The following is a 24,676-nucleotide window of genomic DNA, read 5'->3' as shown; positions in this document are numbered from 1 at the left end:
CAACAGAACGGACAACCATGATTTCGATGAGACCACTGGCCGGGCTGCTGATTGCCGCCACACTGACGGCATGCAGTAACAACCCGCTCATGCGAACATCCAACGCCACCTCAACGGACGTGGCGGATGACATCGAACAGACCCTGGCCCAGGCGGAGCAGCACTCGGCAACCGGTTCGGACAGTCCCCAAGCCTCTGCGACTCTGCCGGCAGAGGTCAGCGCCGCTCTGCTGCCGTCGCTGTCGACCAGCCAGGATCTGGACGACCGGTTTGATGTCAACGCCAATGGGGTGCCGGCTGGCAGCTTCTTTGAATCCCTGGTCGATGGCACCCGTTACAACGTGGTCTTGCACCCGGATGTGGCTGGCGCCATTGATATGCGGCTGCGGGATGTGTCCGTGCCAGAGGTGATGGACATCGCCGCCGACCTCTACGATCTGGATATCCAGCGCAACGGTCGTCTGTTTACCGTCCGGGCGAATCGGATCCAGACCCGGCTGTTCCCCATCGATTACCTGCACTTCAAGCGCAAGGGCGGTTCCGAAACCCGGGTCAGTTCCGGCCAGGTAACCAGCTCACCCAACAACAGCGGCAACAACCGCGGCGGCGTCAACGACAACGGCGGCTCCGACCGTCGCAATCTCGTGGGCACGACCATTTCCACCGAAACCGAGTCCGATTTCTGGGCGGACATCCGTCGGGCGCTGGCGATGATCGTCGGCACCGGCGAGGACCAGCAGGTGATCGTGAACCCGGGAGCCGGGCTGGTCATGGTGCGTGCCGGCGCCGACGATCTTCGTCTGGTGGAGGAGTACCTGCGCCGCACCGAGCTGATCATGCAGCGCCAGGTGGTTCTGGAGGCGAAGATCCTCGAAATCATCCTGAGCGAAGGCTACCAGCAGGGCATCAACTGGTCGGATCTGCAGAGTGCTTCGAGCATCACCGCCTCGGACGGCCTGCCCGAAGACTTCACGGCCCAGGCCCTGAGTGGTCAGGTGATCCGCACCTCTGACATCGGCGGACTGTTTTCCGCCAGCGTGCGGGCCGGGGATTTCTCGGCGTTGATCGAGTTGCTGGGTGAGCAGGGCAATGTCCAGATCCTGTCCAGCCCGCGCATCTCCACCGTCAACAACCAGAAGGCGGTGATCAAGGTCGGCACCGATGAGTTCTTCGTGACCGATATCGATTTTGACGACGACAACTCAGCGGTGACCGGTGCCGACAGCACCTCCACCTCGGTCGAGTTGACCCCCTTCTTCTCCGGTATCTCCCTGGATGTCACGCCGCAGATTTCCGAGTCCGGCAGCATCACCCTGCACGTGCACCCCTCGGTCAGTGAAGTGAATGACCAGAACAAGGTGATCACCATCGGCGAGCGGGACGTGACCCTGCCGCTGGCCATCAGTACCGTGCGGGAAACCGACAGCGTGATCCGGGCCGAGAGTGGCCAGATTGTGGTGATCGGCGGCCTGATCCAGAACACCAGCGAAGACAATAACGCGGCGGTGCCGTTCTTCAGTGACATCCCGGTGGTGGGTGAGCTGTTCAAGCAGCGCCGGTTCCAGTCCCGCAAGAGTGAGCTGGTGATCCTGCTGCGCCCGGTGGTGGTGGAGCCAGGTCTGATGAATGCCGACATTGCCGCCAGCCGCGAGCGCATGAACGTGTTGCGCGAGCTGCTGCAGTCGTCCCAGTCGGTGACCCCGGAACCGGAGAAAGCCCGTCGCTAGCATGTACGAGTCACATTTCGGACTGCAGGAAGCACCGTTCGCATTGACGCCTAACACCCGCTATTTCCTGCGGGCGCCCAGCCATGGCGACGCGCTGGAGTTGCTGCTGGTGGCGCTCAGTGAACGAGAGGGTTTCATCAAGATTACCGGGGAAGTGGGCACCGGCAAGACCCTGTTGTGCCGGCTGCTGCTCAATGAACTGGAGCAGAAGGCGCACACAGCCTACCTCCCCAATCCACACCTGTCGCCGGACGCGCTGTACCAGGCGGTGGCGGAGGAATTGGGCGTGGAAGTCGCGGCCTGCACCAACACCCACCAGGTTCTGAAGGCCCTAAATGAACGCCTGATCGAGATGGCCGTGGCCCAGACGCCGGTGGTGCTGGTGATTGATGAAGCCCAGGCCATGCCCGAGGCCACCATCGAAGCCCTGAGGTTGCTGACCAATCTGGAAACCGAAAGCACGCGCCTGCTGCAGGTGGTGTTGTTTGGCCAACCGGAGCTGGACGCCATGCTCGCGCAAGACAGTCTGCGCCAGCTGCGCCAGCGCATCACCTTTCACTATCGGCTCGAGCCCCTCGATCGGCAATCGGTGGCACAGTACCTGCGGCATCGGGTGGCCCAGGCCGGCTACAACGGTGGCGACCTGTTCTCGCCCGGCGCCTTGCGGCTGATTACCCGCGCCTCCGGCGGTATCCCCCGGTTGGTCAATGTCCTCGCCCACAAGGCCATGCTGGCGGCCTGGGGAGGCGGTGATCGCCACATCCAGCGCGGGCACGTGGCCCGGGCCATCCGGGACACCGAAAGCGTGCGGCAGCCCGGTTTGTTGGCGAGGTGGCTATGAGTTTGCTCAATGATGCCCTGCGCGCCGCGGAACAGCGGCAGAACCGCCCCAACGTCGCGTCGGCCTATACCGGCCGGGTTGAAGCGGGCGCGAGTTCTCGGCGTTGGCTGATTCCCGTCATTGCCGTGGGCCTCGGGCTCGCTGTGGCCGGCGGCGGGTACGCCCTGTGGTTCGAACAGGGCGAAAGCAATCAGGTCGTGACTGAGCCTGCGCAGCCAACGACGCCCGCCCCCAAGCCAGAACCCCAGGCACCCGCCTCCACCGTGACACCGAAGCCGGTCGACTCCGGTGTGGCCGAACCCCAGCCGGAGGCAGCAGCACCGTCGCCCTCCGTGCTCGAACCGGAGCCGGTGCCATCGGCCCCTGAGTCCGAGGCTGCGGCAACCGCGCTCACCGCGCCGGAGAAGCGGGCCGAACACCAGGCCCCGGCGCCCGGGGTTGCTCAACGGGAGCAGCCGCCGGAGGTGCCGGCGGTCAAACAGGTCCGGGAAACCCCGGAAGCGGTGGACCGCCAGGTCAGTCGGGAGGTGTCACAGCTGTTGCGTCGCGGTGAGTCCCGGCTGGCGGAGGCACGTCTGGCCGAGCTGGCCTCCGGGCAAGCGGCGCCCGCCAGTCGGGCAGTCTTCGCCAGGGCCATGCTGCTGCAGGACAGTCCTGAGCGGGCGCTGCGCTGGGTCACCGGCCCGGACGCCGAAGCCGTTCCGGACTTGCGCTTGCTGCAGGCCCGGGCGCTGTTGGCGCTGGGCCGCCAGGAGCAGGCTGTGACCCTGCTGGTGCAGGACGTGCCGGCGGTTCGGGATCACCTGGAGTACCGCATCACGCTGGCCACGTTGCTGCAGCAGACGGGGCAGAACGTTGAGGCAGCGCGACACTGGTCGGCGCTGATCGCCGTCGACGACCGGCGTCCGGCCTGGTGGGTGGGGCTGGCCATTGCCCTGGAATCCCAGGGTGAGCCAGCCGCAGCCGTGAAGGCCTATGCCCAGGCGGCGCAACTGCCCGGGCTGTCGCCGTCGCTGACTGAGTATGTCCGCGACCGTTTGAATTCATTGCAGGCAGGATAGACATGTCGGAGCTCAAGAAAAAAATCCGGATTGGCGACCTGCTGGTGCAGAACGACGTCATCACTGAACAGCAGCTGATGACCGCCCTGAACGAACAGAAGAACACCGGTCGAAAGCTGGGGCGCACGCTCATCGATCTGGGCTACGTGGACGAGGACAACCTGCTCAACATCCTCTCGCGCCAGCTTGAGGTGCCCTTCGTGCAGCTGCGCCATTACCAGTTCAACAATGACCTGGTGAAGAAACTGCCCGAGGCCATGGCCCGCCGGTTTCGCAGCATCGTGCTGGCGGAGCAGGGCGGTGAACTGCTGGTGGGCATGGCCGACCCCCTCGATATCTTTGCCTACGACGAACTGGTGCGAATCCTAAGGCAGCCGATCAAACAGGCGGTGGTCCGCGAGAGCGAGCTGCTGAGCACCATCGATCTGGTGTACCGACGCACCGACGAAATCGCCTCCCTGGCCGAAGAGCTGGAAGACGAGCTGGGCGACGACGCCTTTGACCTGGCGGACCTGTCGGCGGAATCCGAGAGTACCGAGGCGCCGGTGGTCAAGCTGCTGCAGACGCTGTTCGAGGATGCAGTCCAGGCCCGCAGCTCCGACATCCATATAGAACCGGACGAGACCGTGGTCCGCATCCGCCAGCGGGTGGACGGCGTGCTGCAGGAACAAGTGATGAAGGAGAAGCGGGTTAACGCCGCCCTGGTGTTGCGCCTGAAGCTGATGGCCGGCCTCAATATCTCGGAAAAACGGCTGCCCCAGGATGGCCGGTTCAACGTCCGGGTCAAGGGCCGCAGCATCGATGTGCGAGTGTCCACCATGCCCGTCCAGTACGGCGAATCGGTGGTCATGCGTCTGCTGGACCAGAGCCAGGGGATGTTGAATCTGGAGGCGACCGGCATGCCACCGAGCCTGCTCAAGCGGTTCCGGCGCATGATCCGCAAGCCCCATGGCATGATCCTGGTCACCGGCCCGACCGGTAGCGGTAAGACCACCACACTCTACGGGGCCCTGACCGAGCTGAATCGACCGGAGGTGAAAATCATCACCGCCGAAGACCCGGTGGAATACCGGCTGCCACGGATCACCCAGGTCCAGGTCAATCCGAAGATCGGCCTGGAATTCGCCGGTGTGTTGCGCTCCGCCCTGCGTCAGGATCCGGACGTGATTCTGGTGGGTGAGATGCGCGACCGGGAGACCGTGGAAATCGGTCTGCGCGCCGCCATGACCGGTCACCTGGTGCTGTCCACCCTGCACACCAACGACTCCATCAGCAGCGCCATGCGCTTGATCGATATGGGCGCGCAGCCTTTCCTGGTGGCCAGTTCACTGCTGGGTATCGTGGCCCAGCGCCTGGTCCGGCGCGTGTGCGGCAATTGCTCGGAAGCCTACGAACCCACCGATCAGGAGCAGGTGTGGCTCGACGGGTTCGATCTGGATCCACTCGACCGGGAAGCCGGTTTCGTCCATGGCCGCGGTTGTTACCAGTGCAGCAACACCGGGTACAAGGGCCGAGTGGGGGTGCACGAGTTGCTGGAGATGAACGAGGCCATGCTGGACGCCCTGCGCCGTCAGGATGTCGCGGCCTTCACCAAGGCCGCTCGCCAGAGTGATCTGTACCGGCCCCTCGGCCACTGCGCCATGGACTATGCCTTGCAGGGGGTGACCACCCTGGAGGAGGTGGCCCGGGTCGCGGCGACGTCGGAGAGCGAGTTCACCGACGCCGGCGAGGTTCCTATGGCCGTGGACCTGATTGGAGCGGATGACTGATGCAGTTCAGTTACCGGGGCAAAGACGATCGGGGCATCCTCCAGCAGGGTTCGCTGGTGGCTGCCAATGCCGACGCGGCTGCGTCTGAGTTGATGCGCCGGGGCATCACGCCACTCACCATCCGTGAACAGCAGGACCAGGCGTCCCTGGGTGACCGACTCAATGGCCTGGCGCTGTTTCGCAAGAAGGTGACGCTGGACGAACTGATCGTGTTCTGTCGCCAGATGCATGCGCTGACCAAGGCTGGCATACCCCTAATCCGTACCATGCGCGGTCTGGCCGAGACCACCCGTTCGCCCGAGCTGGCGAGGGTGCTGGAAGACGTCACCTCGCGCCTGGAGGGTGGCACCACCATGGCGACCGCCATGCAGGCCCATCCGACGGTGTTCTCCGAACTCTTCGTGGCCATGATCCACGTGGGCGAGAACACCGGCATGCTGGACGATGCCTTCAAACGCCTATCGGAAATTCTTGAACTGGAGCGCGACACCAAGCGCCGTCTGAAACAGGCCATGCGTTACCCCACCTTTGTGGTGGTGGCGCTGCTGGCGGCACTGATGGTGGTGAATTTCCTGGTGATCCCCAAATTCGCGTCGGTGTTCGACAAACTCGGCGCCGATTTGCCGTTCCTGACCCAGGTCTTGGTGGGCACCTCCAATTTCCTGCTCGGCTACTGGTACATCGTGCTGTTCGCCGTGGCCGCCATCGCACTCCTGGTTCGGCAGTGGAAACGGACCGAGCAGGGGCGCCTGACCTGGGACCGGTTCAAGCTGCGCATGCCGATCATTGGGCCCTTGCTGGAGCTGATCACCCTGAGCCGGTTTGCCCGCAATTTTGCCACCATGCTGTCCGCCGGGATGCCCGTCACCCACGCCTTGACGGTCGTCGCGGATGCCACGGACAATGCCTGGATTGCCAAGCATATCAAGGAAATGCGCGTGGGCATCGAGCGTGGCGAAAGCCTGCTTCGGACCGCCCGGCAAAGCCAGATGTTCACGCCGCTGATCCTGCAGATGATCGCGGTCGGTGAGGAAACCGGTTCGGTGGACGACATGCTGAACAACGTGGCGGACTTTTACGACGAGGACGTCGATTTCGGCCTCAAGCGGCTGGCGGAATCCATAGAACCCATCCTGATCGTGGCCATGGGCGTGCTGGTGCTGATTCTGGCGCTGGGTGTGTTCCTGCCGATCTGGGACCTGGGGGCCGCCGCCATGGGGCGGGGCTGAGTTGGCCAGTGCGATTGCAGCCGCTGGCGACTACGCCAGTCGTCGAAGGTTTCGATGTCTGATCGCGCTGATCGTCCTGGCGCTGCTGTGGTGGTACGTGCTTGAGGCCATCGAGCGAAGGGCGGGTGATGTCGAGCAGTTGGCGGCAGAGAGCGTGTTCAGTCAGCTTCAGTCGGCGGTCCTGATCAAGAGCGCTGAGGCGATGCTGGCACAACCTCCGGGCTACGAGAGAAGGGTGGATGGCAATCCCTTCGACTGGCTGGAACAGGAATGGACGAATTATCAGGGCGAGTGCGAAGGCGCCTATCCGCCCCATGGGCAGTGGTGCTTTCAAGTGGGCGTAGAGAAAAACAGGGAAAATCACTCGAAAGGGTGGTTGATTTACAGGCCCACTCAGCCGATAACCGTCACAGGCCAGGCGATCTCGCCAGGCAGTCCTGGGGCCTGGCGGGTGGCTCTTGAGTTCGCCGAAGCGAGGGGCGAAAAAAGGCCCCGGAAAGAACGGCGAACGATGGGTTTGAAGCTAGTGGCAGTGGATCCCGAAACAGGCACTTCTCTGTCACAGGATGGCGGAGTCTCCAATAAAAACGCGGTGGAGCAGTAGTATGCAGACGCAGTCGACTCACAAACAATCTGGTTTCACGCTGATCGAACTGGTGGTGGTGATCGCCATTCTGGCCATCCTGGCGGCCTTCGCCTTGCCGAGGTTTGCTCAGTTGTCCGAGCAGGCTCACCAGTCGAGTATCCGGGCGACATCGGGCGCGCTGGCCGCGGGGGTGGCGTTGGCGAAAACCCAGTGGGTATCGAATGGCTTCACCACGGCCCAAACGGATGTTCAGGGATTCGGCAATGACTTGGTGGACGTGAGCGCAGAAGGTTGGGCGACCTCGGTCGCGTCCGACGATACCAGCTCGGCCATGACCAACACCAAATGTCTGGAAGTCTGGGCTGGGCTGTTGCAGTCCAATGCCCCAACGGTGTCGGCGGCTGCGGGTGACAACCCGGATTACCTGATAAGCACAACAAGCGGTGACTGTGTCTTTACCTATCGGCAGGATGGCCAGGGCAGTTTCATCGAATACGACGCCGATACCGGCGAAATAACAACAACCATCAACTGATTTTACGCACTCAACACGAGAAACGGAGCAGTACCATGAACGCTATGACAGCAATTCAGAATAAAAAGCAGCAAGGTTTTACCCTCATCGAACTGGTGATGGTGATTGTGATTTTGGGGATTTTGGCAGCGTTTGCTTTGCCGAGATTTGCGGATTTGGGATCGGAGGCGCGCTTATCTTCCCTGAATGGAGCTATTGGCGCAGTGAAATCGGCGGCTGGTATTGCTCACTCGGCATGTTTAGCAAGGGCGGCATGCGATGACTCGGATGGTGCAACGTTGGCCTTGGATGGCGATACCGTCAACATGGCAAATGCATATCCAGAAGCTGCGGCAGGAGGCATTGACGATGCGGCTCAGATTGCCGACGACTTTATTTTGGGCACTCCGAGCGGAACAGAGCCTAACCGGACTGTAGTTATTTCTGCCGATGACGGTAACGGTGCCGCATTGGCGAACTGCAACTTCACATATGCAGAAAACACTGGTTCTGTGACCGCTTCGACGACTACTGGCTGTTAAGTGCGGCCAGTGGTGGGCAGAAGCATTTCCGAGTTAGTTAGAGTGACTAGGGCGTGAGACTATCGGTTTTGTCGAGTGGCTTCTCTCTGGTAGAGCTGGTCATGGTAGTTGTTTTGATTGGGGTGTTAGCTCTTTTAGGGATAGGGCTTTTTGCCACCCGATCTGCCTTCTCTCCGCTTTTAGCCACCCAACAACTCGCCTCCGCCACGCTGCTTGCCCAGCAAGCAGCGTTGGCGGGCAACCCCGCCAACGCCCTAACCATCGAGCAAAACACCGACAACTTCCGCTTCACAGTCGGTCCGGCTACCGCAAACCCCAGGGTTTTTGAAATCGCCCGGGCAGGAACCTCACTCTCGGTTCCGGGCACTTTGCCCCTGACCTTGAATTTCAACGCCGACGGCGCACCGTCCACCGGCGCCAATCTGAATCTCACCTTCTCCGGTGATTCCACCTTTCAAACCTGCCTGAGCTCCCGTGGCGCCGTGTATGCCGGAGCCTGCCAGCCATGATTTCGCAGCGCGGGGCAACCCTGGTGGAGCTGGTCATTACCATCGTGATCATCAGCGTGGCCATCGCCGGCGTGGTCGGTGCCTTTTCCCTGATCGCCAGCCGCAGCGCAGACCCGCTGAACCAGACTCGGGTGGTGGAGCTGGCGCAGCTGTATATGGACGAGATTCTTGCCAAGAAATACGACGACAGCACCCCTCAAGGAGGCACGCCCAAGTACAGCGGCGGCTGTACCATCGGTCCGGAGCCGGGGGAAAATCGCGGGAATTTTGACGATGTGGACGATTACCACGATTTGACCGATTCGCCGCCACGGAGCGCCGAATCAGTGCTCAATGGTTACAGCGGATTTTCAGTTTCGGTAACCGTTGCCTGCGCGGGCGCCGACGTCGGGCTGCCCGGCTCGGAGGCGAAACGGGTTGAGCTGAATATCCAGGCGCCGGGTAACCAGAGTTTCATCATGTCGGCTTACCGGGCGAATTTCTGATGATGCGGGCGCGCGGTTTCACGCTGGTGGAGCTGATCATGGTGATCGTTCTGCTGGGCATCGTTGCCACCGTGTCCGTGCGGTTTGTGAGCCTGTCCACCCAAGGCGCGATCGATGTCAGTTCCAGGCAGCAACGGGCGCTCAAGGGCGTCGTCGTTTCCGAACAAATCAGTCGCGATATTCGGGAGGCCCTGCCTACGTCGATCCGGGTGTCCGGCGACAACCGCTGTCTGGAGTGGTTCCCCATACAGGCGGCGTCGGTCTACCGAAACCTTCCGCGCGGCCCAAACCCGGACAGCTTTGAAGCCGTCCCGTTACCCGGGGGCGCGACCGCCGAGGGCAGGGTCGTCGTGTATGGCTACTCGGGTAACCTCTATAGCCCAAGCAATCCCGGCCCCATTTCGGGTAATGCCACCATGCCGACAGGAGCGCCCTTGGTGACGGTCGACCTGGATTCGCCCCACCGTTTCAACGGAGGCTCGCCCCAGCGTCGTTTCTTCATCGTGGATGAGCCAGTCACACTCTGTCAGGACGGTGGTTTCCTGTATCGCTACCGAAACTACGGCATCAACAGCACCATCGCGAGCGGAATGCCCTCGTCCCACCCCAACCGCGAGGTGGTCGCGGCTAATGTCACGCCCGACTCGGTCCGCTTCTCCTTCGTGCCGCCGTCACTGCAGCGGGGCGCCGTGGTGCGTTTTGCCTTCGAGTTGAGCGACCCAACCACCGGAGAGGCCACCAGTGTCGACCAGGAGGTACAGATTCGTAATGTACCCTGACATCTTGACTCGCTCACAGCGGGGCGCGGGTTTACCCGTCGCCTTGTTTGTTATCACGGTACTGGCGCTGATTGTTGTCGGCATGGCCCAGCTGCAGGACAGCACCGGGCAATCGGTGAGCCTGCAAATCCAGTCCCAGCGAGCATTTTATGCGGCCGAAAGCGGAGTCCAGGTAGCCTTGCGGGATGCGCTGGAAAGCAATAGCTGTGGCGCGGTTCAAAGCCCACTGGTATTCACCGCGTCTGGGTTGGCTGGCTGCAACGCAACCGTCTCTTGTGAAACCTTGGTGGCCGACATTCAGGGCAACGGCAGTAACGATACGATTTATGTACTTGTCAGTCGGGGCAGTTGCGGCGCTGCCGGTCCCGATGCGGCGACACGAACCATTGAGGTGAGGGCACGATGATGCAGGCACTGTTCAGATTACTGGGTCGTACTGTCTGCCTGCGGCGGTTGGTGGTTTGCCTATTGGCGCTCTTTCCCGGTTACGTATTTGCTGTCTGCTCTGCGGATTACCACGGGCTGGCAACCATCAACGAGGTGTTCAAGCTCGGGGAGGGTGGCAAAAATCAGGGCGGAACTAAACAGGGCGGCAACAAGCGATTTGTTGAATTGAAGCTGCTGACCTCCGCCATTTCCGCCAGTGAGTATGATCAATGGCAAGTGCAGACGTGTGCGGAAGGAGGCACCAATAACAATCCAACAGAGGTATGCAGCGCCCCTATCTCACTGTCTGCCGCTGATGACAGTACCTATCCCTGGATTGTTATTGGCGAGTCTCTGCTCAGCAATTCTGAAATCAACCTGCAGAAAATGGACATCCTGCTGACTGATGGAGGCGGAGCTACCATCGACTACCTCAGCATCGACGGATTTGATGAGCTGGAGGATGAAAATTGCACGCCCGCCTTCGACTGGGAATTTGATCCTCGCAACGGCAACAGCACCAAAAACGTCAAACGCCAACCCGACGGTACCGGAGATTGGGATAGTGCGCCGGGCAATTCGGATAAAGATTCGGAAGGTGATACCAACGACGGCGGGCCCGAGGGTCCGGACATCAGCGTGTCCAGTGCCACCGTCTTCCCCGGGGAGACCGCAGAATTTGTCATCTCTCTGGCCGAGGCCGCGTCGGAAGAGCTGACTGTTGAGTACGCCACCCGCGACGACTCCGCCGAGGATGGAAGAGATTTTGACGGGCAGGCCGGCACGGTCACTTTTGCCCCGGGTACAACGTCAATAACCGTTTCGGTGCCAACCATCGTAACCGGTGACCGGGACGGGAAGCGCTTTTTCCTGGACTTGAGCAACCCGAGCGCCGGGCAACTCACCAGTCAAATCGGTGTCGGTTACATCCTGCCTGAACCCAATGGCTACTGGCGCCTGGAATCGCCCGGCTGGTCGGATGCGCCCGGTGAGGTCCTGGATTATTCCGGGAACGACCTGAATGGCCGGGCCCGTAATGGAGCGCAGGCGGCAAAGACCTCACCCGCGCTTGCCAATAACCCGGGTACCTGTGGTTATGCCGAGTTCAACGGCACCGACCAGTACGTCGAAATCCCCGATAACCAAGCGCTGGATTTGAAGGACGAGTTGACGGTCAGTGCCTGGATTTATACCAGGGAGTTTCCAACCGGTGGCCGACTGAAAACCATTGTCTCGAAGGATGAAAATTACGAGTTTCATCTCAATGCCAGTGGCGAAATATATTGGTGGTGGCGCACCACAAATGGGTGGACCCGCTCGCTGACAACGGCGGGTGCCAATCTTGCTTTGAATACCTGGCACCATGTTGCGATCACCTATGCCCAGGGTCGGCAGCGCATTTATGTGGACGGTCAGCTACGCGCCAGTTCCTCCTCTTTCGGTGAGTTGCGACGCAATAATGACCCCTTCCAGATTGGCCAGGATCAGGGCTATTTCGGTCGGTACTTTAACGGGTTTATTGATGAAGTGCGCGTCTACGAGACGGCGCTGCCCGCCACTGGGATTGAGGCGTTGCGCCTGCGCCGGCACGTTTGTGCCCAGAACCTGGGTACATTGGCAATGCCGACACCCGGCACCGCAAGTGTGTGCAAGCCGGTGTCGCTCACGTTGTCCGCCAAGGATGGGGACGGTGACCTGCTGACCGACTATGACGGGACCGTCTTATTGTCCACCAGCTCAGGACACGGTGATTGGTCTGTGCTCGAGGGAGCCGGCACACTCACCCCAAGCGTCGATGATGACGACAACGGTCGGGCCGCGTATCGGTTCAACGCCGCCGATGGTGGCGAAGTCAGGCTGGCGCTGCTCAATACACATCCAGATCGACTGACCATCACCGCCCGAGATTCGGATGCGGACGTCACCCTCACCACGCCGGTCATCGAGTTCCTCTCCAGCACCCTGCTGATCGAACCTCTGTCCAGTCTGGGTGACGACATCATTGCTGGCAGGCGCCATGGCTTCTTCGTGAGTCTCGTTCGCCAGGACCCGGATGATGGCAGCTGCGGTGTGGACGAAGGCTACGACGGGTTGTTTTCCCTGAAAGCCTGGTTGGCCCGCAGTGCCAACGATCCGGGCGGTCAGGCGCCGGCATTGCGTGGCGATTCGACACTGAGCGGGGTGCCGGACTCGAAGCCGGGGAGCGGCAACCTGGATCTGCGATTCAACGAGGGGGTGGCATCCTTTGAACTGGATACCTTTGATGTCGGCGCCTATTCGCTGAACCTCCTGGATGATGGCAGTGGCCACGCGGTGGATGAGGCGGGCGAGCCCCTGGCCATCGGCAGTAGCTTGAGCACGCCGCCTTGGGTGGTTCGGCCCTTTGCCTTTTCAGTGGTGGCCAGCGATGCAAGCGGTGGCGCCAATCCCGGGGCAGTGTCGCCAACCGGCCCGACCTTCGTCACCGCCGGCAGTCCATTCAACCTGCGCGTAGCCGCTCGTCTCTACCAGAGCAGCGATGACAACGATGGCGATGGCATTGCGGACGATGGAGCCTTGTTGACCGATAACGCCATTGCCCAGTCCTTTGGGCAAAGCGGTACCGAGGTGAACCTGGTCTCAGGTCTTCGACTGCCCGCAGGTGGCGCCGACCCTGGGTTGTCCGGGAATCTGCCCATCCTGTCGGGCTTTGCTGGCGGAGCGGCGGCGAAGGACTTTGTGTTCAACGAGGTCGGCATCATCGAGGTGACGGCGTCGGTGAGTGGCGGTGACTACCTGGGGATGGGCCCTAGTCGAACCGGCAGGATTCGTGGCCAGAGTGGTCCCATCGGTCGCTTTTACCCCGCTGACTTCCTGGTCACCGTCGCCGATGCGGGGGCCCTTGCCCCTTCCTGCAGCGCCGGGGCGACGGCCTTTACCTACGTTGGGGAGGCGATTGACTACGCTTTGGCGCCGGAATTCCGCATTGAGCCGGTGACCGAGGCCGGTGGTGTGACCAGAAACTACCAGGGCAGTTTCCGTCATTTGGAGAGCTCCGAAGTGACACTGGAGTACCCGGGGGCTGACACGAACAACGGTCTGACCGTGTCCGTGGACACAGAGACTGCTTCGTTGCTCGAAAACGGTGACGGCACCCTTCGATTCACCCTAGGAGCGGATCAGTTCACCTACCTGAAAGTGCCGGCTTCCCGGGTTGCCCCGTTTACCGCGTCCCTGGCACTCAATGTGAGCGGTATCCTGGAGACCTTGGATGACGTTACCTCTTCTTCCGTGCCGGTGACGGCCAGTCCTTCAGGTGTCCTGGTGAAATATGGTCGCCTGCATCTGGATAACAGCTATGGACCGGAAACTGATCCGTTGATCGTGCCCCTGCAGTTGCAGTACTTCAATGGTTCGAGCTTCGTTCTGAACACGGATGACAGTTGCTGGGCCTACAACACGGGGAGCGACGCGTCCGTAAATCCGACCGGCTTGACCAGTGTTGAGGGCGAGGCCGGAACCGTCAGTGCCGGCACGCCTCCGGGGGCTCGCCAGTTGAGGTTATCGGCACCGGGGGAGGGCAACACTGGCGAGGTGACGGTTACCTACGCGGTCCCTGACTGGTTGAAGGACGATCTGGACGGTGATGGGGCTCTGGATGCCCCCGCCGCCCTGGCCACCTTTGGCGTCTACCGCGGGCATGATCGCGTCATCTACTGGCAGGAGCGCTAACCCCGACCAGCCTCAACCCGGCCATGAACCCAACAAAAAAGGGGCGACCCTCGCGGGGCGCCCCTGGCAAACGAGCCCGGCGGCTCAGTCGTCATCACTCTCGGGGTGATCCAATCCCAACTCGTTGATCTTCCGGGTCAGGGTGTTGCGGCCCCAGCCCAGCAGTACCGAGGCGTCCCGGCGCCGGCCGCCGGTGTGTTTCAACGCCGTCTCGATCATGATCTTTTCAAATTCCGGCACTGCGGTGTCCAGGATGCCTTTCTTGCCCCGCTTCAGTTCTTGCTCGGCCCAGTTGCGCAGGCCTTCCTGCCAGGTGGTGCCGGTGGTTGGGGTTTCGGCCTGGTGCAGCAGTTCCGGTGGCAGGTCGTCGATGTGAATTTCGCGGCCGCTGGCCATCACGGTCAGCCAGCGGCAGGTGTTCTCCAGCTGGCGGACGTTACCCGGCCAGGGCAGGGTGGTGAGGTATTCTTCGGCGTCGGGCCGGAGGATCTTGGGCTCGACTGCCAACTCCTTGGCCGCACGCTTGAGAAAGTGCAGCATCAGCCGGGGGATGTCTTCCCGGCGTTCGGCCAGTTTCGGCAGGTGCACCCGAATGACGTTCAGGCGATGGAACAGGTCCTCCCGGAAGGAGCCGCCCTGGACCAGCTTTTCCAGGTCCTGGTGCGTGGCGGCGATGATGCGGACATCGACTTTGATCGGGGTGGTGCCACCGACCCGGTAAAACTCGCCGTCGGCCAGGACCCGCAGCAGGCGGGTCTGGGTGTCGGCGGGCATGTCGCCGATTTCATCCAGAAACAGGGTGCCACCGTTGGCTTGCTCGAACCGACCCTGGCGGGCGGCGCCGGCACCGGTGAAGGCGCCTTTCTCGTGGCCAAACAGCTCGGACTCGATCAGATCCTTGGGGATGGCCGCCATGTTCAGGGCAATGAACGGGTGCTTGGCCCGGGGGCTGTGGTTGTGCAGGGCCTGGGCGACCAGTTCCTTGCCGGTGCCGCTTTCGCCGTTGATCAGGACCGTGATGTTGGAGTGGGACAGCCGGCCAATGGCGCGAAACACCTCCTGCATCGCCGGGGCCTCGCCAATGATCTCGGCGTTGCGCTGGGCACTCTCGGCGGCCGGCTCGGAACTGGCTTTCTTCTCGTGACTGTGGGCAACGGCACGCTTGACCAGGGCAACCGCATCGTCCACGTCGAACGGCTTGGGCAGGTATTCGAAGGCCCCGGTCTGGTAACTGGTCACCGCACTTTCCAGGTCGGAGTGGGCGGTCATGATGATCACGGGCACATCGGCGTGCACTTCCACAATCTGGGACAGCAGGGTAATCCCGTCGACACCCGGCATGCGGATGTCGCTGATGATGGCATCGGGCTGCTCATGCTCAAGCCGCATCATGATGCTCTCGCCGCTCTCGAAAACCCGGGGTTGCATACCGGCTTGGGTAAGGGCGCGCTCCAGCACCCAGCGAATACTTCGATCGTCGTCAATGATCCAGACGTTTGCCGGTTGGCTCATGGGGTGTCCTCCAGAGGCAGGAAGATGATGAAGTCAGTGCGGCCCGGCTCGCTTTCGCACTCCACCAGGCCGTGATGTTGACCGATGATGCTCTGGGTGATGGAAAGCCCCAGGCCGGTGCCACTGGCACGGCCGCTGATCATCGGATAGAAAATGTTTTGCAGCAGCTCCGGCGGAATGCCGGGGCCGTTATCGATGACATCGACCCGGCAGACCAGGCGATGGCGTCGGTTGCCAATGGTGAACTGTCGCAGGGCCCGGGTCCGGAAGGTGATGGTCGGCGGGTTCTTGCTGCGGTGTTCGCTCTGCTGCTCGAAAGCGGCTTCCATGGCATTGCGGGCGATGTTCAGGAACGCCTGGATCAGTTGTTCCTTGTCGCCCCGGAATTCTGGAAGGCTGGGGTCGTAATCGCGGCGGAACACCAGGCTGTTCTTGCTTTCCGCTTCCACCAGGGTGCCGACCCGCTCCAGCACTTCGTGGATGTTGGTCGGGGCCAGCTTCAGGGCCTTGTTGGGACCGAGCATCCGGTCGACCAGGCCGCGCAGCCGGTCCGCTTCGTCGATGATCACGCGGGTGTACTCGCGCTGATCCTCGTCATTGAGCTCGCGGTCGAGCAGCTGGGCCGCGCCGCGGATGCCGCCGAGGGGATTCTTGATTTCGTGGGCCATGCCCCGCACCAGGATCCGGGTGGTTTCCTGCTGGGAGATGATGTCCTCTTCCCGACTGATGCGCAGCAGGCGGTCCCGAGGCTGGATCTCAATCAGCAGCTCGGTCGGCTCCAGGCTGATGGGGGTCACCGAGTAATCCACGGTCAGCCTGGCCCCGCTGGTGAGCAGGAACTCCGCTTCCCGGCGGGTGTAGGACTGGCCATTTTCTGCTGCGGCATAGAGCGTCTTCAGCGCGTCTTCCGAGTCCACCAGAATGTCCTTGAACGGCTGTCCCTGGCTCCGGGTCATGCTGGTTTCGAACAGGCTTTCGGCGGCCGGATTGAAGTAACGGATTTTCAGGCTGTCCTCGAGGACCAGAACTGCGGTGGTCAGGCTGTCCAGAATACTCTTGTAGCCGTTCGAAGAGGCCGTAGGCAGTGCCATGCGTGAATCCCGTTGGTTCGACATAGTAATTGTGATGACCTCCTGAAGTCTGCAAGAAGCGAACCACTTTGAAAGCCGGTTCAAAAAGAGTGGGCAAACGGCGGGCATGGGCGTCAAACAGCCGGAAAATATGCCGTAAGCTGGTGCACATTCAGGAAAAGGGGGTGACCAGCCGGGAAATTTCGCCCCGTTGCTGGTCAGAGTATGGCGTGTTAATGGTGCGGGCGCACCAAAATAGTGCGATGATTCAGTTGGCGACGGACGGCCGGTGGACCGTGAAGGTGATGGCGGTACCGGTTTTTACCTGCACGCCGTTCTCGTCGACGATGTGGACCCGGGCATCGTGGGTGCCCCGGAAAACGTTGCGAACCGTGACCGAGCCGGACGTGGTCTGGCCCACGGGTTGGCCGTCCAGAGTTACTTCGTACTTGTGGCCAGCCTGCAGGCCTGGGCTGCTTCTCAGCTCAAACTGCACGTCGCCACTGCCGCTGTGAAAGGCCTGGTTGTTTTCCGGGTAGGCGAAGGACACGCTCTCGTAGACCGAGCCTTCCCGCTGCACGTCCTCCCGAAGCTGCTCGGTTTCGCGCACGTCCTGGGGCTTGGGCAGGGTGACGGTGGTGACGGGCTTGACCTCGATGGCCTCGGAGCCGTCGGAGGGCTCGTCGGAGAAGGTGACGTTGCCATAGGCGTCGACGTTGCGATAAACCTCGGCGCCGGCGGGGCTGGCCAGGACAACCAGCATGGCGGCGACTAATCCGTTCCTCGGTTTCATAAGCCTACCTGTCGATGGTGTTTCTTCGATTATCTGCGGCGCCCCGGGTCATTTCAACGCCTTGGCGCTGGGATGTTGGTTACATATCGTTAAGGGCGGCAGGGCTGTGAGTGCGGCCACAAAAAAGCCCCGCACTGGGCGGGGCTTTCTCACAATCCCGGTAAACCGGGTTGTGTTAGCAGGAGTAGTAGAGCTCGAACTCAACCGGGTGAGTGGTCATGTTCAGACGCTCAACTTCACCGCGCTTCAGGTCGACGTAGCCCTTGATCATGTCTTCGGTGAAGACGCCGCCACGGGTCAGGAACTCGTGGTCCGCTTCCAGGCAATCCAGGGCTTCCTGGAAAGTCTCGGCGACGGTCGGGATGTTCAGGGCCTCTTCCTTCGGCAGGTCGTACAGGTCCTTGTCCATGGCATCGCCCGGGTGGATCTTGTTCTGGATGCCGTCCAGGCCAGCCATCATCAGGGCAGCGAAGGCCAGGTACGGGTTGGCAGACGGATCCGGGAAGCGAACCTCGATACGACGCGCCTTCGGGCTGTTCACGTACGGGATACGGATGGAGGCAGAGCGGTTACGGGCAGAGTAGGCCAGCATAACCGGCGCTTCGAAGCCCGGTACCAGACGCTTGTACGAGTTGGTGGAGCTATTGGTGAAGGCGTTGATGGCCTTGGCGTGCTTGATCACACCACCGATGTAGTACAGCGCGGTTTCGCTCAGGCCCGCGTAGCTGTCACCGGCGAACAGGTTCTTGCCGTCCTTGCTCAGGGACATGTGAACGTGCATGCCTGAACCGTTGTCACCAACAACCGGCTTGGGCATGAAGGTGGCGGTCTTGCCGTAGGCGTGAGCCACGTTGTGCACGCAGTACTTCAGGATCTGAACTTCGTCAGCCTTGCGGGTCAGGGTGTTGGCGCCAACGCCGATCTCACACTGGCCAGCGGTGCCCACTTCGTGGTGGTGCACTTCGATTTCCAGGCCCATGGATTCCATGGCCGCACACATGGCGCCACGCAGGTCGTGCAGGCTGTCTACCGGCGGAACCGGGAAGTAGCCGCCTTTCACGCCCGGACGGTGACCGATGTTGTTGCGGTCGAAGTCTTCACCGGATACCCACGCTGCTTCCTCGGAGTGAAGGGAGTAGCCGGCACCTTTCATGTCCACTTCCCACTTCACGGAGTCAAATACGAAGAACTCCGGCTCCGGGCCGAACAGGGCGCCATCGGCGATGCCGGTGGACTTCAGGTACTCTTCCGCGCGACGGGCAACGGAGCGCGGGTCACGCTCGTAGCCTTGCATAGTGGAAGGCTCAACAATGTCACAGGTGATGTTGAGGGTGGTTTCCTCGGTGAACGGGTCCAGAACGGCAGTGGAGTCGTCCGGCATGAGGATCATGTCGGATTCGTTGATGCCCTTCCAGCCGGCAATTGAGGAACCGTCGAACATCTTGCCGTCTGCGAAGAAATCTTCGTCGACTTCGGAGGCCGGCAGGGTCACGTGCTGCTCTTTACCACGGCTGTCGGTAAAACGCAGGTCAACCCACTTAACTTCGTGTTCGTTAATCAAATCAACTGTCTTGGACATTGTGCATGCTCCATAAGTTATCCCGCGTTCGCGGGCGCATTCATGTTCGTTTTGCCGGATCGTTCAGACGCAGGGGCCGACGATCTCTTGTTCAGGATTTCGCAGCTTAGCAAAAGCCTTTGCCACTTACCTGCAAAATTCGGCTGATTTGAGCAAAGCAAGGCCCTTGCCAATTTTTAGGGCATGCCCGGGAGCCGCCGTTTGGCGCGGGTTCTGGCCTGTTTTGTGGTCGCAGCCGGTATTTTTCTGGTGCAGTGCTCGAGATGATGTGCACTTAAATGGTGCGTTTTTGCGATTGCGTGTTCGCTTGTGGTGCAGGGTGGATGCCTGGATAGGCGTTTTTCTTCATATTAACGACATCGAGTTTTCGATATACTGCGCGCCGCCTCATTCATACCCTGGCATGAGGATCGACCAGGGAGCTGGTGCCGCCCGGTACCGGACAATGGGTTCACTTTACGGATTTGAGACGGCATGTGCGAGGCTTCGCCTCCAGGGGACCCTCTCAGGTCAAAGAAAGCATGCCGCAGGATTATTGTTGTGATTGAAAACCTTCGTAATATCGCCATTATCGCCCACGTTGACCATGGTAAAACCACGCTTGTCGACAAGCTGCTGCGCCAGTCCGGCACCCTGGACCGCAAGGAGCTCGAGAACGAGCGGGTGATGGATTCCAACGACCAGGAAAAGGAACGTGGTATCACCATTCTCGCCAAGAACACGGCGCTGAAGTGGAAAGACTACGACATCAACATCGTGGACACCCCGGGGCACGCCGATTTTGGCGGTGAAGTTGAGCGGGTCATGAGCATGGTCGACTGTGTGCTGCTGGTGGTGGACTCCATCGACGGCCCCATGCCGCAGACCCGGTTCGTGACCCAGAAGGCCTTCGCCGCCGGCCTGCGTCCGATCGTCGTGGTCAACAAGATCGACCGCCCGGGTGCGCGTCCGGACTGGGTCGTGGATCAGGTGTTCGACCTGTTCGACGCCCTCGGTGCGACCGAAGAGCAGCTGGACTTCCCGATCGTTTACGCCAGCGCCCTGAATGGCATCGCCGGCACTGACCACGAAAACCTCGACGACAACATGGACGCCGTGTTCCAGGCCATCGTCGACCACGTGCCGGCGCCCAACGTCGATCTCGACGGTCCGTTCCAGATGCAGATCTCCCAGCTCGACTACAACAGCTTCCTGGGCGTGATCGGTATCGGTCGCATCATGCGTGGCAAGGTCAAGACCAACTCGCCGGTCACCGCCATTGGCGCCGACGGCAAGAAGCGCAACGGCCGTATCCTCAAGATCATGGGCCACTCCGGCCTGCAGCGGGTGGAAGTGGATGAAGCCCAGGCGGGTGACATCGTCTGTATCTCCGGCATGGACGAGCTGTTCATTTCCGACACCCTGTGTGATCCATCCAACGTCGAGGCTCTGCCGGCCCTGACCGTGGATGAGCCGACCGTATCCATGACCTTCCAGGTCAACGACTCGCCGTTTGCCGGTAAAGAAGGCAAGTACGTCACCAGCCGCAACATCAAGGAGCGCCTCGAGAAGGAGCTGCTGCACAACGTGGCGTTGCGGGTCGAAGAGGGTGACTCCGCCGACAAGTTCAAGGTATCCGGTCGCGGCGAGCTGCACCTGTCGGTGCTGATCGAGAACATGCGTCGGGAAAACTTCGAGCTGGCGGTAGGTCGGCCGGAAGTGGTCATCCGTGAAATCGATGGCGAGAAGCAGGAGCCGTACGAGAACGTGATCGTCGACATCGAAGAGCAGCACCAGGGCTCGGTGATGGAGCAGATGGGTCTGCGCAAAGGCGATCTGACCAACATGGTGCCCGACGGAAAAGGCCGTATTCGCCTGGATTACACCATTCCGGCTCGCGGTCTGATCGGGTTTCGGAACACCTTCCTGACCATGACCTCCGGTACCGGTATCCTGACGTCCACCTTCAGCCACTACGGCCCGATCAAGGTCGGGGATGTCACCAGCCGTCAGAACGGCGTGCTGGTCTCCATGGCCCAGGGCACCGCGCTGACCTACTCGCTGGAAACCCTGCAGAGCCGCGGCAAGCTGTTCCTGGAGCCGGGTGACGAGATTTACGAGGGTCAGCTGTGTGGTATCCACAGTCGCGACAATGACCTGGTCATCAACCCGACCAAGGGCAAGAAGCTCGACAACATGCGGGCGTCCGGCAAGGATGAGGTCATTGGTCTGGTGCCGCCGATCAAGTTCACCCTGGAGCAAGCGCTGGAATTCATCGACGACGATGAGCTGGTGGAGGTAACGCCCAAGGCAATCCGCCTGCGTAAGAAGCTCCTGAAAGAGAATGAGCGCAAGCGCGCCAACAAGAAGTAATCGCCGCCGCATTGCTGGCTAAGGCAGTGGCGAGTTAAGGGGCAGGTCTGTGAGGACCTGCCCCTTTTTCGTTCAGTTCAGCTAAACTCCGGGTAAAACCCCTGTCCGGAGTGCCGCATGCTCACACTCTTTCCTGAGCTCAAGCCTAACGCCCAACACCGTATCGCCGTGGATCCGCCGCACGAATTGTACGTGGAGGAGTGCGGCAACCCGGACGGGATTCCCGTGCTGGTGGTTCACGGCGGTCCAGGTGGTGGGTGTGAGGATTTCCATCGCCGCTTTTTCGATGCCGAGCGATTCCGGATCATCCTGATGGACCAGCGCGGAGCCGGCCGTTCCACCCCGCTGGCGGAGCTGGAGGGTAACAGCACCGACAAGCTGGTCGAGGACATGGAGACGGTGCGTTCCTTCCTGGGCGTGGACAAATGGCTGCTGTTCGGTGGCAGTTGGGGGTCGACGCTCAGCCTGGTCTACGCCCAGCAGCATCCGGACCGGGTGTCGGGTTTGGTGTTGCGGGGCATCTTCCTGTGTCGACCCCAGGACATCCACTGGTTTTACCAGGAAGGTGCGAGTCGGGTGTTTCCCGATTACTGGTTGGACTTCGAGGCCCCGATCCCAATGGACGAGCGGGGCGACATGGTCTCCGCCTATTACAAGCGGCTGACCAGTGCCAACGAGCTGGAGCAGATCCAGGCGGCCAAAGCCTGGTCCGTCTGGGAGGGGCGGTGTGCAACCCTGCACCCCAACCCCAGGGTGGTGGAGCATTTCGGTCATCCGCACGTGGCCATTGCCCTCGCGCGCATTGAATGCCACTACTTCATGAACAAGGCCTTCCTCGAGCCGGATCAGATTGTCCGCAACGCCCAGGTCCTGGCGGACATCCCCGGTATCATCGTGCACGGCCGGTACGACATGGTCTGTCCACTGGATAACGCCCTGGCGCTCAGCCGAGCCTGGCCCGAGGCCGATCTGCGCATCATCCGCGATGCCGGGCATTCGTCCTCCGAGCCGGCGATCGTGGACGCGCTCATCCGGGGTGTCGAAGAAGTGGTGGCCAGATCTGAAAAAAGTGCGAGCTAATCGTACTTTTTGATGGTTGCGGTTCGGTAATCCCGTCGATAGACTCGTTAGCCATTCGTAATGATTCCGCTTAACCATCCCCAGAGAAGTGAATGAAAGGGCTTATCCAGCGAGTGTCGGAAGCCAGTGTCACCGTGGACAACGAACGCATCGGCGTCATCCAGGCTGGTCTGGTGCTGCTGCTGGGCGTGGAGCGGGAGGATGATGCCTCCGCCGCTCGAAAGTTGTGTCGTCGAATCCTTACCTACCGGGTGTTTCCTGACGAGCAGGGGCGGATGAACCGGAGTCTGACGGACACCGGTGGTGCGCTTCTGGTGGTCCCCCAGTTTACGCTTGCCGCCGATACGGCGTCCGGAACCCGTGCGGGGTTCTCCCGGGCCGCCAGTCCGGAGTCGGCAGAAACTCTCTATCAGCTGTTTGTTGCCGAGGCGAAAGCGGCACTCGGTGGTGAGCACGTGGCTGAAGGGCGTTTTGGGGTGGATATGCAGGTGCAGCTGATCAACGACGGTCCGGTGACCTTTCTGTTGGAGGTGTAAACAGGTCGGCTTTGGGGCTGCCCCGTCTTGGGGCGCGGAAAAGCGTGACGGTCCCTGTTGGTGCGAAATGACGCCCGAATGGCAGGGCACAAAGAGTACTGTGAAGCTGCTGTTTGGCTAAGCTTCTGATTTAAGGGAAGTTAATAATTTTTGGCCTCGGAATTGTTACAGGTAGTTTACGTGGCTTTTCAGTGCCAAAACGTATAAATATTTGCGTTTCTGGTGCGAAACGAGCTAAAAATGCACCGCGAATTGTTTGCAAAAACATGTTCATTGTATTAAAACAGGTTCATCATGCAGGGCTTTAACAACGCTCTGTAAGTGACTGAGCTGGAAAGACCTGATGGATTGCAGGTCTTAATAACTAGAAGAAAAGTTATCCTGGGTGTAACAAAAACGACACAGGGGTAATGCAGAATCAGGCCTATCCAGTACGACTGGTGACGCCATAAATAATCGGGATAAGAACCCGTCGCTAAAACCTGAGTTAACTCAAAAAGGAAGACGCAAAATGAAAAAGACGCTCATCGCATCAGCTGTTGCAGCTGCGACCTTCTCCGGCTCCGCGCTGGCTATGGAGAGTGCTTCTGAACTGGCCGCACGCATGGACTCCATGCCGCAGGTTTACGGTAACATCCAGTACGTTGTCTACCATGCCGACGTAAAAGGCGGTGAAAACGGCCTTGAGCACGCTGACAACGGTTCCACCATCGGTGTTAAGCACGACCACGAAATCGCACCTGGCATCACCGGTTTCTTCAAGCTTGAGCTGGAAGGCCTGGCTGCTGACGACAAGGACCGTGAGTCCGGTCTGGAAGACGTTGATGAGGCTTACATCGGTGTTAAGGGCGACAGCTTCGGTCAGCTGTGGGTCGGTTCTGACGACTCCACCTACGAGAGCGCCATCGACAAGATCGCCAACTTCTACGAGTTCGCTGCTTACAACTTTGGCGGCGGCTATGAGACTGGCGAAGGCGACCTGATCCAGTACCAGACTCCGTCTTTCGGTGGTCTGACCCTGGGCGCAGCCGTTCAGATCAACGGTGACCTGGATGATGCGTCTCTGCCGGACAAGAGCGGTGAGAAGTCCTACCCGTACCAGCTGGCTGCTACTTACGCGGTTGACAACCTGGAGCTGGCGGTAGCCATGGACTCCAACGACAGCGCCGGTGGCGACAACAACGAAAACACCTACGGTCTGCGTGCCACTGTTGGCCTCGACGCTCTGTCCCTGACTGGTCAGTACCAGACTCGCAAGGACGTTGGTGACCGTTACGGCGTGATCGCTGTTTACTCCATGGGTGCTAACCAGTTCGCCGCTTCCTACGAGCTGGACGTTGCTGACGACGCTAACGACACCGAGCGTGACACCATCACCCTGCAGGCCCTGCACAACCTGTCTGACCACATGTACGTGTACGTGGAAGGTTACCTGGGTAACGGCGACGACGGCGTTTACGGCGTTGCCAACGAGAGCGAGCGTTCCGCTCTGGCCGTTGGTGGTGTTTACTACTTCTGATTCGTCTGTCATGACGATCAGCTGAGTAACACAGCATGATGAAAGCCGACCCCTCG

21 protein-coding genes are annotated in these 24,676 nt (G+C 60.7%); 17 read left to right on the top strand and 4 right to left on the bottom strand.

Annotated elements, in window-relative coordinates; all coding sequences use genetic code 11:
* The first annotated feature begins 17 nt into the window (after positions 1–17).
* The 13 genes from mshL (at position 18) to U5822_RS18000 (ending at position 14,179) form a co-directional block, all read left to right on the top strand.
* Complete coding sequence (gene mshL, locus U5822_RS18060; RefSeq protein ID WP_322857073.1) at positions 18–1,727, top strand: pilus (MSHA type) biogenesis protein MshL; 1,710 nt, start codon at positions 18–20, stop codon at positions 1,725–1,727.
* A gap of 1 nt (position 1,728) precedes the next feature.
* Entirely contained in the window at positions 1,729–2,568 is an 840-nt protein-coding gene (locus U5822_RS18055) for an ExeA family protein (protein WP_322857072.1), read from the top strand.
* On the top strand, positions 2,565–3,629 hold the full coding sequence (locus U5822_RS18050; RefSeq protein WP_322857071.1) for a hypothetical protein: 1,065 nt from the start codon (positions 2,565–2,567) through the stop codon (positions 3,627–3,629). Before U5822_RS18055 ends, U5822_RS18050 begins: the two co-directional genes overlap by 4 nt.
* Before the next feature lie 2 nt (positions 3,630–3,631).
* A complete protein-coding gene (locus U5822_RS18045; RefSeq protein ID WP_322857070.1) occupies positions 3,632–5,398 on the top strand; it encodes a GspE/PulE family protein in 1,767 nt (588 codons plus the stop codon).
* Positions 5,398–6,627, top strand: a complete 1,230-nt coding sequence (locus tag U5822_RS18040; protein WP_322857069.1) for a type II secretion system F family protein — start codon at positions 5,398–5,400, stop codon at positions 6,625–6,627. The genes U5822_RS18045 and U5822_RS18040 overlap by 1 nt, the downstream gene beginning before the upstream one ends.
* A gap of 1 nt (position 6,628) precedes the next feature.
* Positions 6,629–7,231: a hypothetical protein gene (locus U5822_RS18035; RefSeq protein ID WP_322857068.1), complete on the top strand. Its 603-nt coding sequence runs from the start codon at positions 6,629–6,631 to the stop codon at positions 7,229–7,231.
* Between the two features lies 1 nt (position 7,232).
* On the top strand, positions 7,233–7,748 hold the full coding sequence (locus tag U5822_RS18030; protein WP_322857067.1) for a prepilin-type N-terminal cleavage/methylation domain-containing protein: 516 nt from the start codon (positions 7,233–7,235) through the stop codon (positions 7,746–7,748).
* A gap of 35 nt (positions 7,749–7,783) precedes the next feature.
* Positions 7,784–8,269, top strand: a complete 486-nt coding sequence (locus U5822_RS18025) for a prepilin-type N-terminal cleavage/methylation domain-containing protein (RefSeq protein ID WP_425259470.1) — start codon at positions 7,784–7,786, stop codon at positions 8,267–8,269.
* A gap of 101 nt (positions 8,270–8,370) precedes the next feature.
* A complete protein-coding gene (locus tag U5822_RS18020) occupies positions 8,371–8,778 on the top strand; it encodes a type II secretion system protein (RefSeq protein WP_425259468.1) in 408 nt (135 codons plus the stop codon).
* Complete coding sequence (locus U5822_RS18015; RefSeq protein ID WP_322857065.1) at positions 8,775–9,263, top strand: type IV pilus modification PilV family protein; 489 nt, start codon at positions 8,775–8,777, stop codon at positions 9,261–9,263. Before U5822_RS18020 ends, U5822_RS18015 begins: the two co-directional genes overlap by 4 nt.
* Positions 9,263–10,042 (top strand): PulJ/GspJ family protein, encoded by a 780-nt coding sequence (locus U5822_RS18010; RefSeq protein WP_322857064.1) that lies wholly within the window; start codon positions 9,263–9,265, stop codon positions 10,040–10,042. The genes U5822_RS18015 and U5822_RS18010 overlap by 1 nt, the downstream gene beginning before the upstream one ends.
* Positions 10,032–10,448, top strand: coding sequence for a pilus assembly PilX family protein (locus U5822_RS18005; protein WP_322857063.1), 417 nt, complete (start codon positions 10,032–10,034; stop codon positions 10,446–10,448). The genes U5822_RS18010 and U5822_RS18005 overlap by 11 nt, the downstream gene beginning before the upstream one ends.
* The gene (locus tag U5822_RS18000; protein WP_322857062.1) at positions 10,445–14,179 is read left to right on the top strand and encodes a DUF6701 domain-containing protein; all 3,735 of its coding nucleotides are present in this window, start codon (positions 10,445–10,447) and stop codon (positions 14,177–14,179) included. Before U5822_RS18005 ends, U5822_RS18000 begins: the two co-directional genes overlap by 4 nt.
* An 84-nt stretch (positions 14,180–14,263) precedes the next feature.
* On the opposite strand, the gene ntrC is transcribed toward U5822_RS18000, so the two are convergent.
* The 4 genes from ntrC to glnA all read right to left on the bottom strand — a co-directional run bounded on the left by ntrC (position 14,264) and on the right by glnA (position 19,133).
* Positions 14,264–15,691, bottom strand: a complete 1,428-nt coding sequence (gene ntrC, locus U5822_RS17995) for a nitrogen regulation protein NR(I) (protein ID WP_322857061.1) — start codon at positions 15,689–15,691, stop codon at positions 14,264–14,266.
* On the bottom strand, positions 15,688–16,782 hold the full coding sequence (glnL, locus tag U5822_RS17990; RefSeq protein WP_322857060.1) for a nitrogen regulation protein NR(II): 1,095 nt from the start codon (positions 16,780–16,782) through the stop codon (positions 15,688–15,690). Before glnL ends, ntrC begins: the two co-directional genes overlap by 4 nt.
* 247 nt (positions 16,783–17,029) lie before the next feature.
* Positions 17,030–17,554, bottom strand: coding sequence for a DUF4124 domain-containing protein (locus U5822_RS17985; RefSeq protein WP_322857059.1), 525 nt, complete (start codon positions 17,552–17,554; stop codon positions 17,030–17,032).
* A gap of 175 nt (positions 17,555–17,729) precedes the next feature.
* On the bottom strand, positions 17,730–19,133 hold the full coding sequence (gene glnA, locus U5822_RS17980; protein ID WP_322857058.1) for a glutamate--ammonia ligase: 1,404 nt from the start codon (positions 19,131–19,133) through the stop codon (positions 17,730–17,732).
* Positions 19,134–19,673: 540 nt separating this feature from the next.
* Here glnA and typA point away from each other — a divergent pair.
* From typA to U5822_RS17960, 4 genes are all read left to right on the top strand, one after another.
* Complete coding sequence (gene typA / locus U5822_RS17975; RefSeq protein ID WP_322857057.1) at positions 19,674–21,485, top strand: translational GTPase TypA; 1,812 nt, start codon at positions 19,674–19,676, stop codon at positions 21,483–21,485.
* Positions 21,486–21,602: 117 nt separating this feature from the next.
* On the top strand, positions 21,603–22,565 hold the full coding sequence (pip, locus tag U5822_RS17970; RefSeq protein ID WP_322857056.1) for a prolyl aminopeptidase: 963 nt from the start codon (positions 21,603–21,605) through the stop codon (positions 22,563–22,565).
* Between the two features lie 92 nt (positions 22,566–22,657).
* A complete protein-coding gene (gene dtd, locus U5822_RS17965) occupies positions 22,658–23,101 on the top strand; it encodes a D-aminoacyl-tRNA deacylase (RefSeq protein ID WP_322857055.1) in 444 nt (147 codons plus the stop codon).
* 511 nt (positions 23,102–23,612) lie between these two features.
* Positions 23,613–24,620: a porin gene (locus U5822_RS17960; RefSeq protein ID WP_322857054.1), complete on the top strand. Its 1,008-nt coding sequence runs from the start codon at positions 23,613–23,615 to the stop codon at positions 24,618–24,620.
* Positions 24,621–24,676 lie beyond the last annotated feature (56 nt).

This window comes from Marinobacter qingdaonensis (assembly GCF_034555935.1).
GTDB lineage: Bacteria > Pseudomonadota > Gammaproteobacteria > Pseudomonadales > Oleiphilaceae > Marinobacter > Marinobacter qingdaonensis.
Note: the sequence above shows the minus strand (reverse complement) of the source record. Positions and strands in the feature narration are given on the sequence as shown.

Bases quoted from the DNA above. Each gene is read 5' to 3' on its own strand.
- mshL (WP_322857073.1), top strand. From the start codon at position 18: ATGATTTCGATGAGACCACTGGCCGGGCTGCTGATTGCCGCCACACTG.
- U5822_RS18055 (WP_322857072.1), top strand. From the start codon at position 1,729: ATGTACGAGTCACATTTCGGACTGCAGGAAGCACCGTTCGCATTGACG.
- U5822_RS18050 (WP_322857071.1), top strand. From the start codon at position 2,565: ATGAGTTTGCTCAATGATGCCCTGCGCGCCGCGGAACAGCGGCAGAAC.
- U5822_RS18045 (WP_322857070.1), top strand. From the start codon at position 3,632: ATGTCGGAGCTCAAGAAAAAAATCCGGATTGGCGACCTGCTGGTGCAG.
- U5822_RS18040 (WP_322857069.1), top strand. From the start codon at position 5,398: ATGCAGTTCAGTTACCGGGGCAAAGACGATCGGGGCATCCTCCAGCAG.
- U5822_RS18030 (WP_322857067.1), top strand. From the start codon at position 7,233: ATGCAGACGCAGTCGACTCACAAACAATCTGGTTTCACGCTGATCGAA.
- U5822_RS18025 (WP_425259470.1), top strand. From the start codon at position 7,784: ATGAACGCTATGACAGCAATTCAGAATAAAAAGCAGCAAGGTTTTACC.
- U5822_RS18020 (WP_425259468.1), top strand. From the start codon at position 8,371: ATGGTAGTTGTTTTGATTGGGGTGTTAGCTCTTTTAGGGATAGGGCTT.
- U5822_RS18015 (WP_322857065.1), top strand. From the start codon at position 8,775: ATGATTTCGCAGCGCGGGGCAACCCTGGTGGAGCTGGTCATTACCATC.
- U5822_RS18010 (WP_322857064.1), top strand. From the start codon at position 9,263: ATGATGCGGGCGCGCGGTTTCACGCTGGTGGAGCTGATCATGGTGATC.
- U5822_RS18005 (WP_322857063.1), top strand. From the start codon at position 10,032: ATGTACCCTGACATCTTGACTCGCTCACAGCGGGGCGCGGGTTTACCC.
- U5822_RS18000 (WP_322857062.1), top strand. From the start codon at position 10,445: ATGATGCAGGCACTGTTCAGATTACTGGGTCGTACTGTCTGCCTGCGG.
- ntrC (WP_322857061.1), bottom strand. From the start codon at position 15,691: ATGAGCCAACCGGCAAACGTCTGGATCATTGACGACGATCGAAGTATT.
- glnL (WP_322857060.1), bottom strand. From the start codon at position 16,782: ATGGCACTGCCTACGGCCTCTTCGAACGGCTACAAGAGTATTCTGGAC.
- U5822_RS17985 (WP_322857059.1), bottom strand. From the start codon at position 17,554: ATGAAACCGAGGAACGGATTAGTCGCCGCCATGCTGGTTGTCCTGGCC.
- glnA (WP_322857058.1), bottom strand. From the start codon at position 19,133: ATGTCCAAGACAGTTGATTTGATTAACGAACACGAAGTTAAGTGGGTT.
- pip (WP_322857056.1), top strand. From the start codon at position 21,603: ATGCTCACACTCTTTCCTGAGCTCAAGCCTAACGCCCAACACCGTATC.
- dtd (WP_322857055.1), top strand. From the start codon at position 22,658: ATGAAAGGGCTTATCCAGCGAGTGTCGGAAGCCAGTGTCACCGTGGAC.
- U5822_RS17960 (WP_322857054.1), top strand. From the start codon at position 23,613: ATGAAAAAGACGCTCATCGCATCAGCTGTTGCAGCTGCGACCTTCTCC.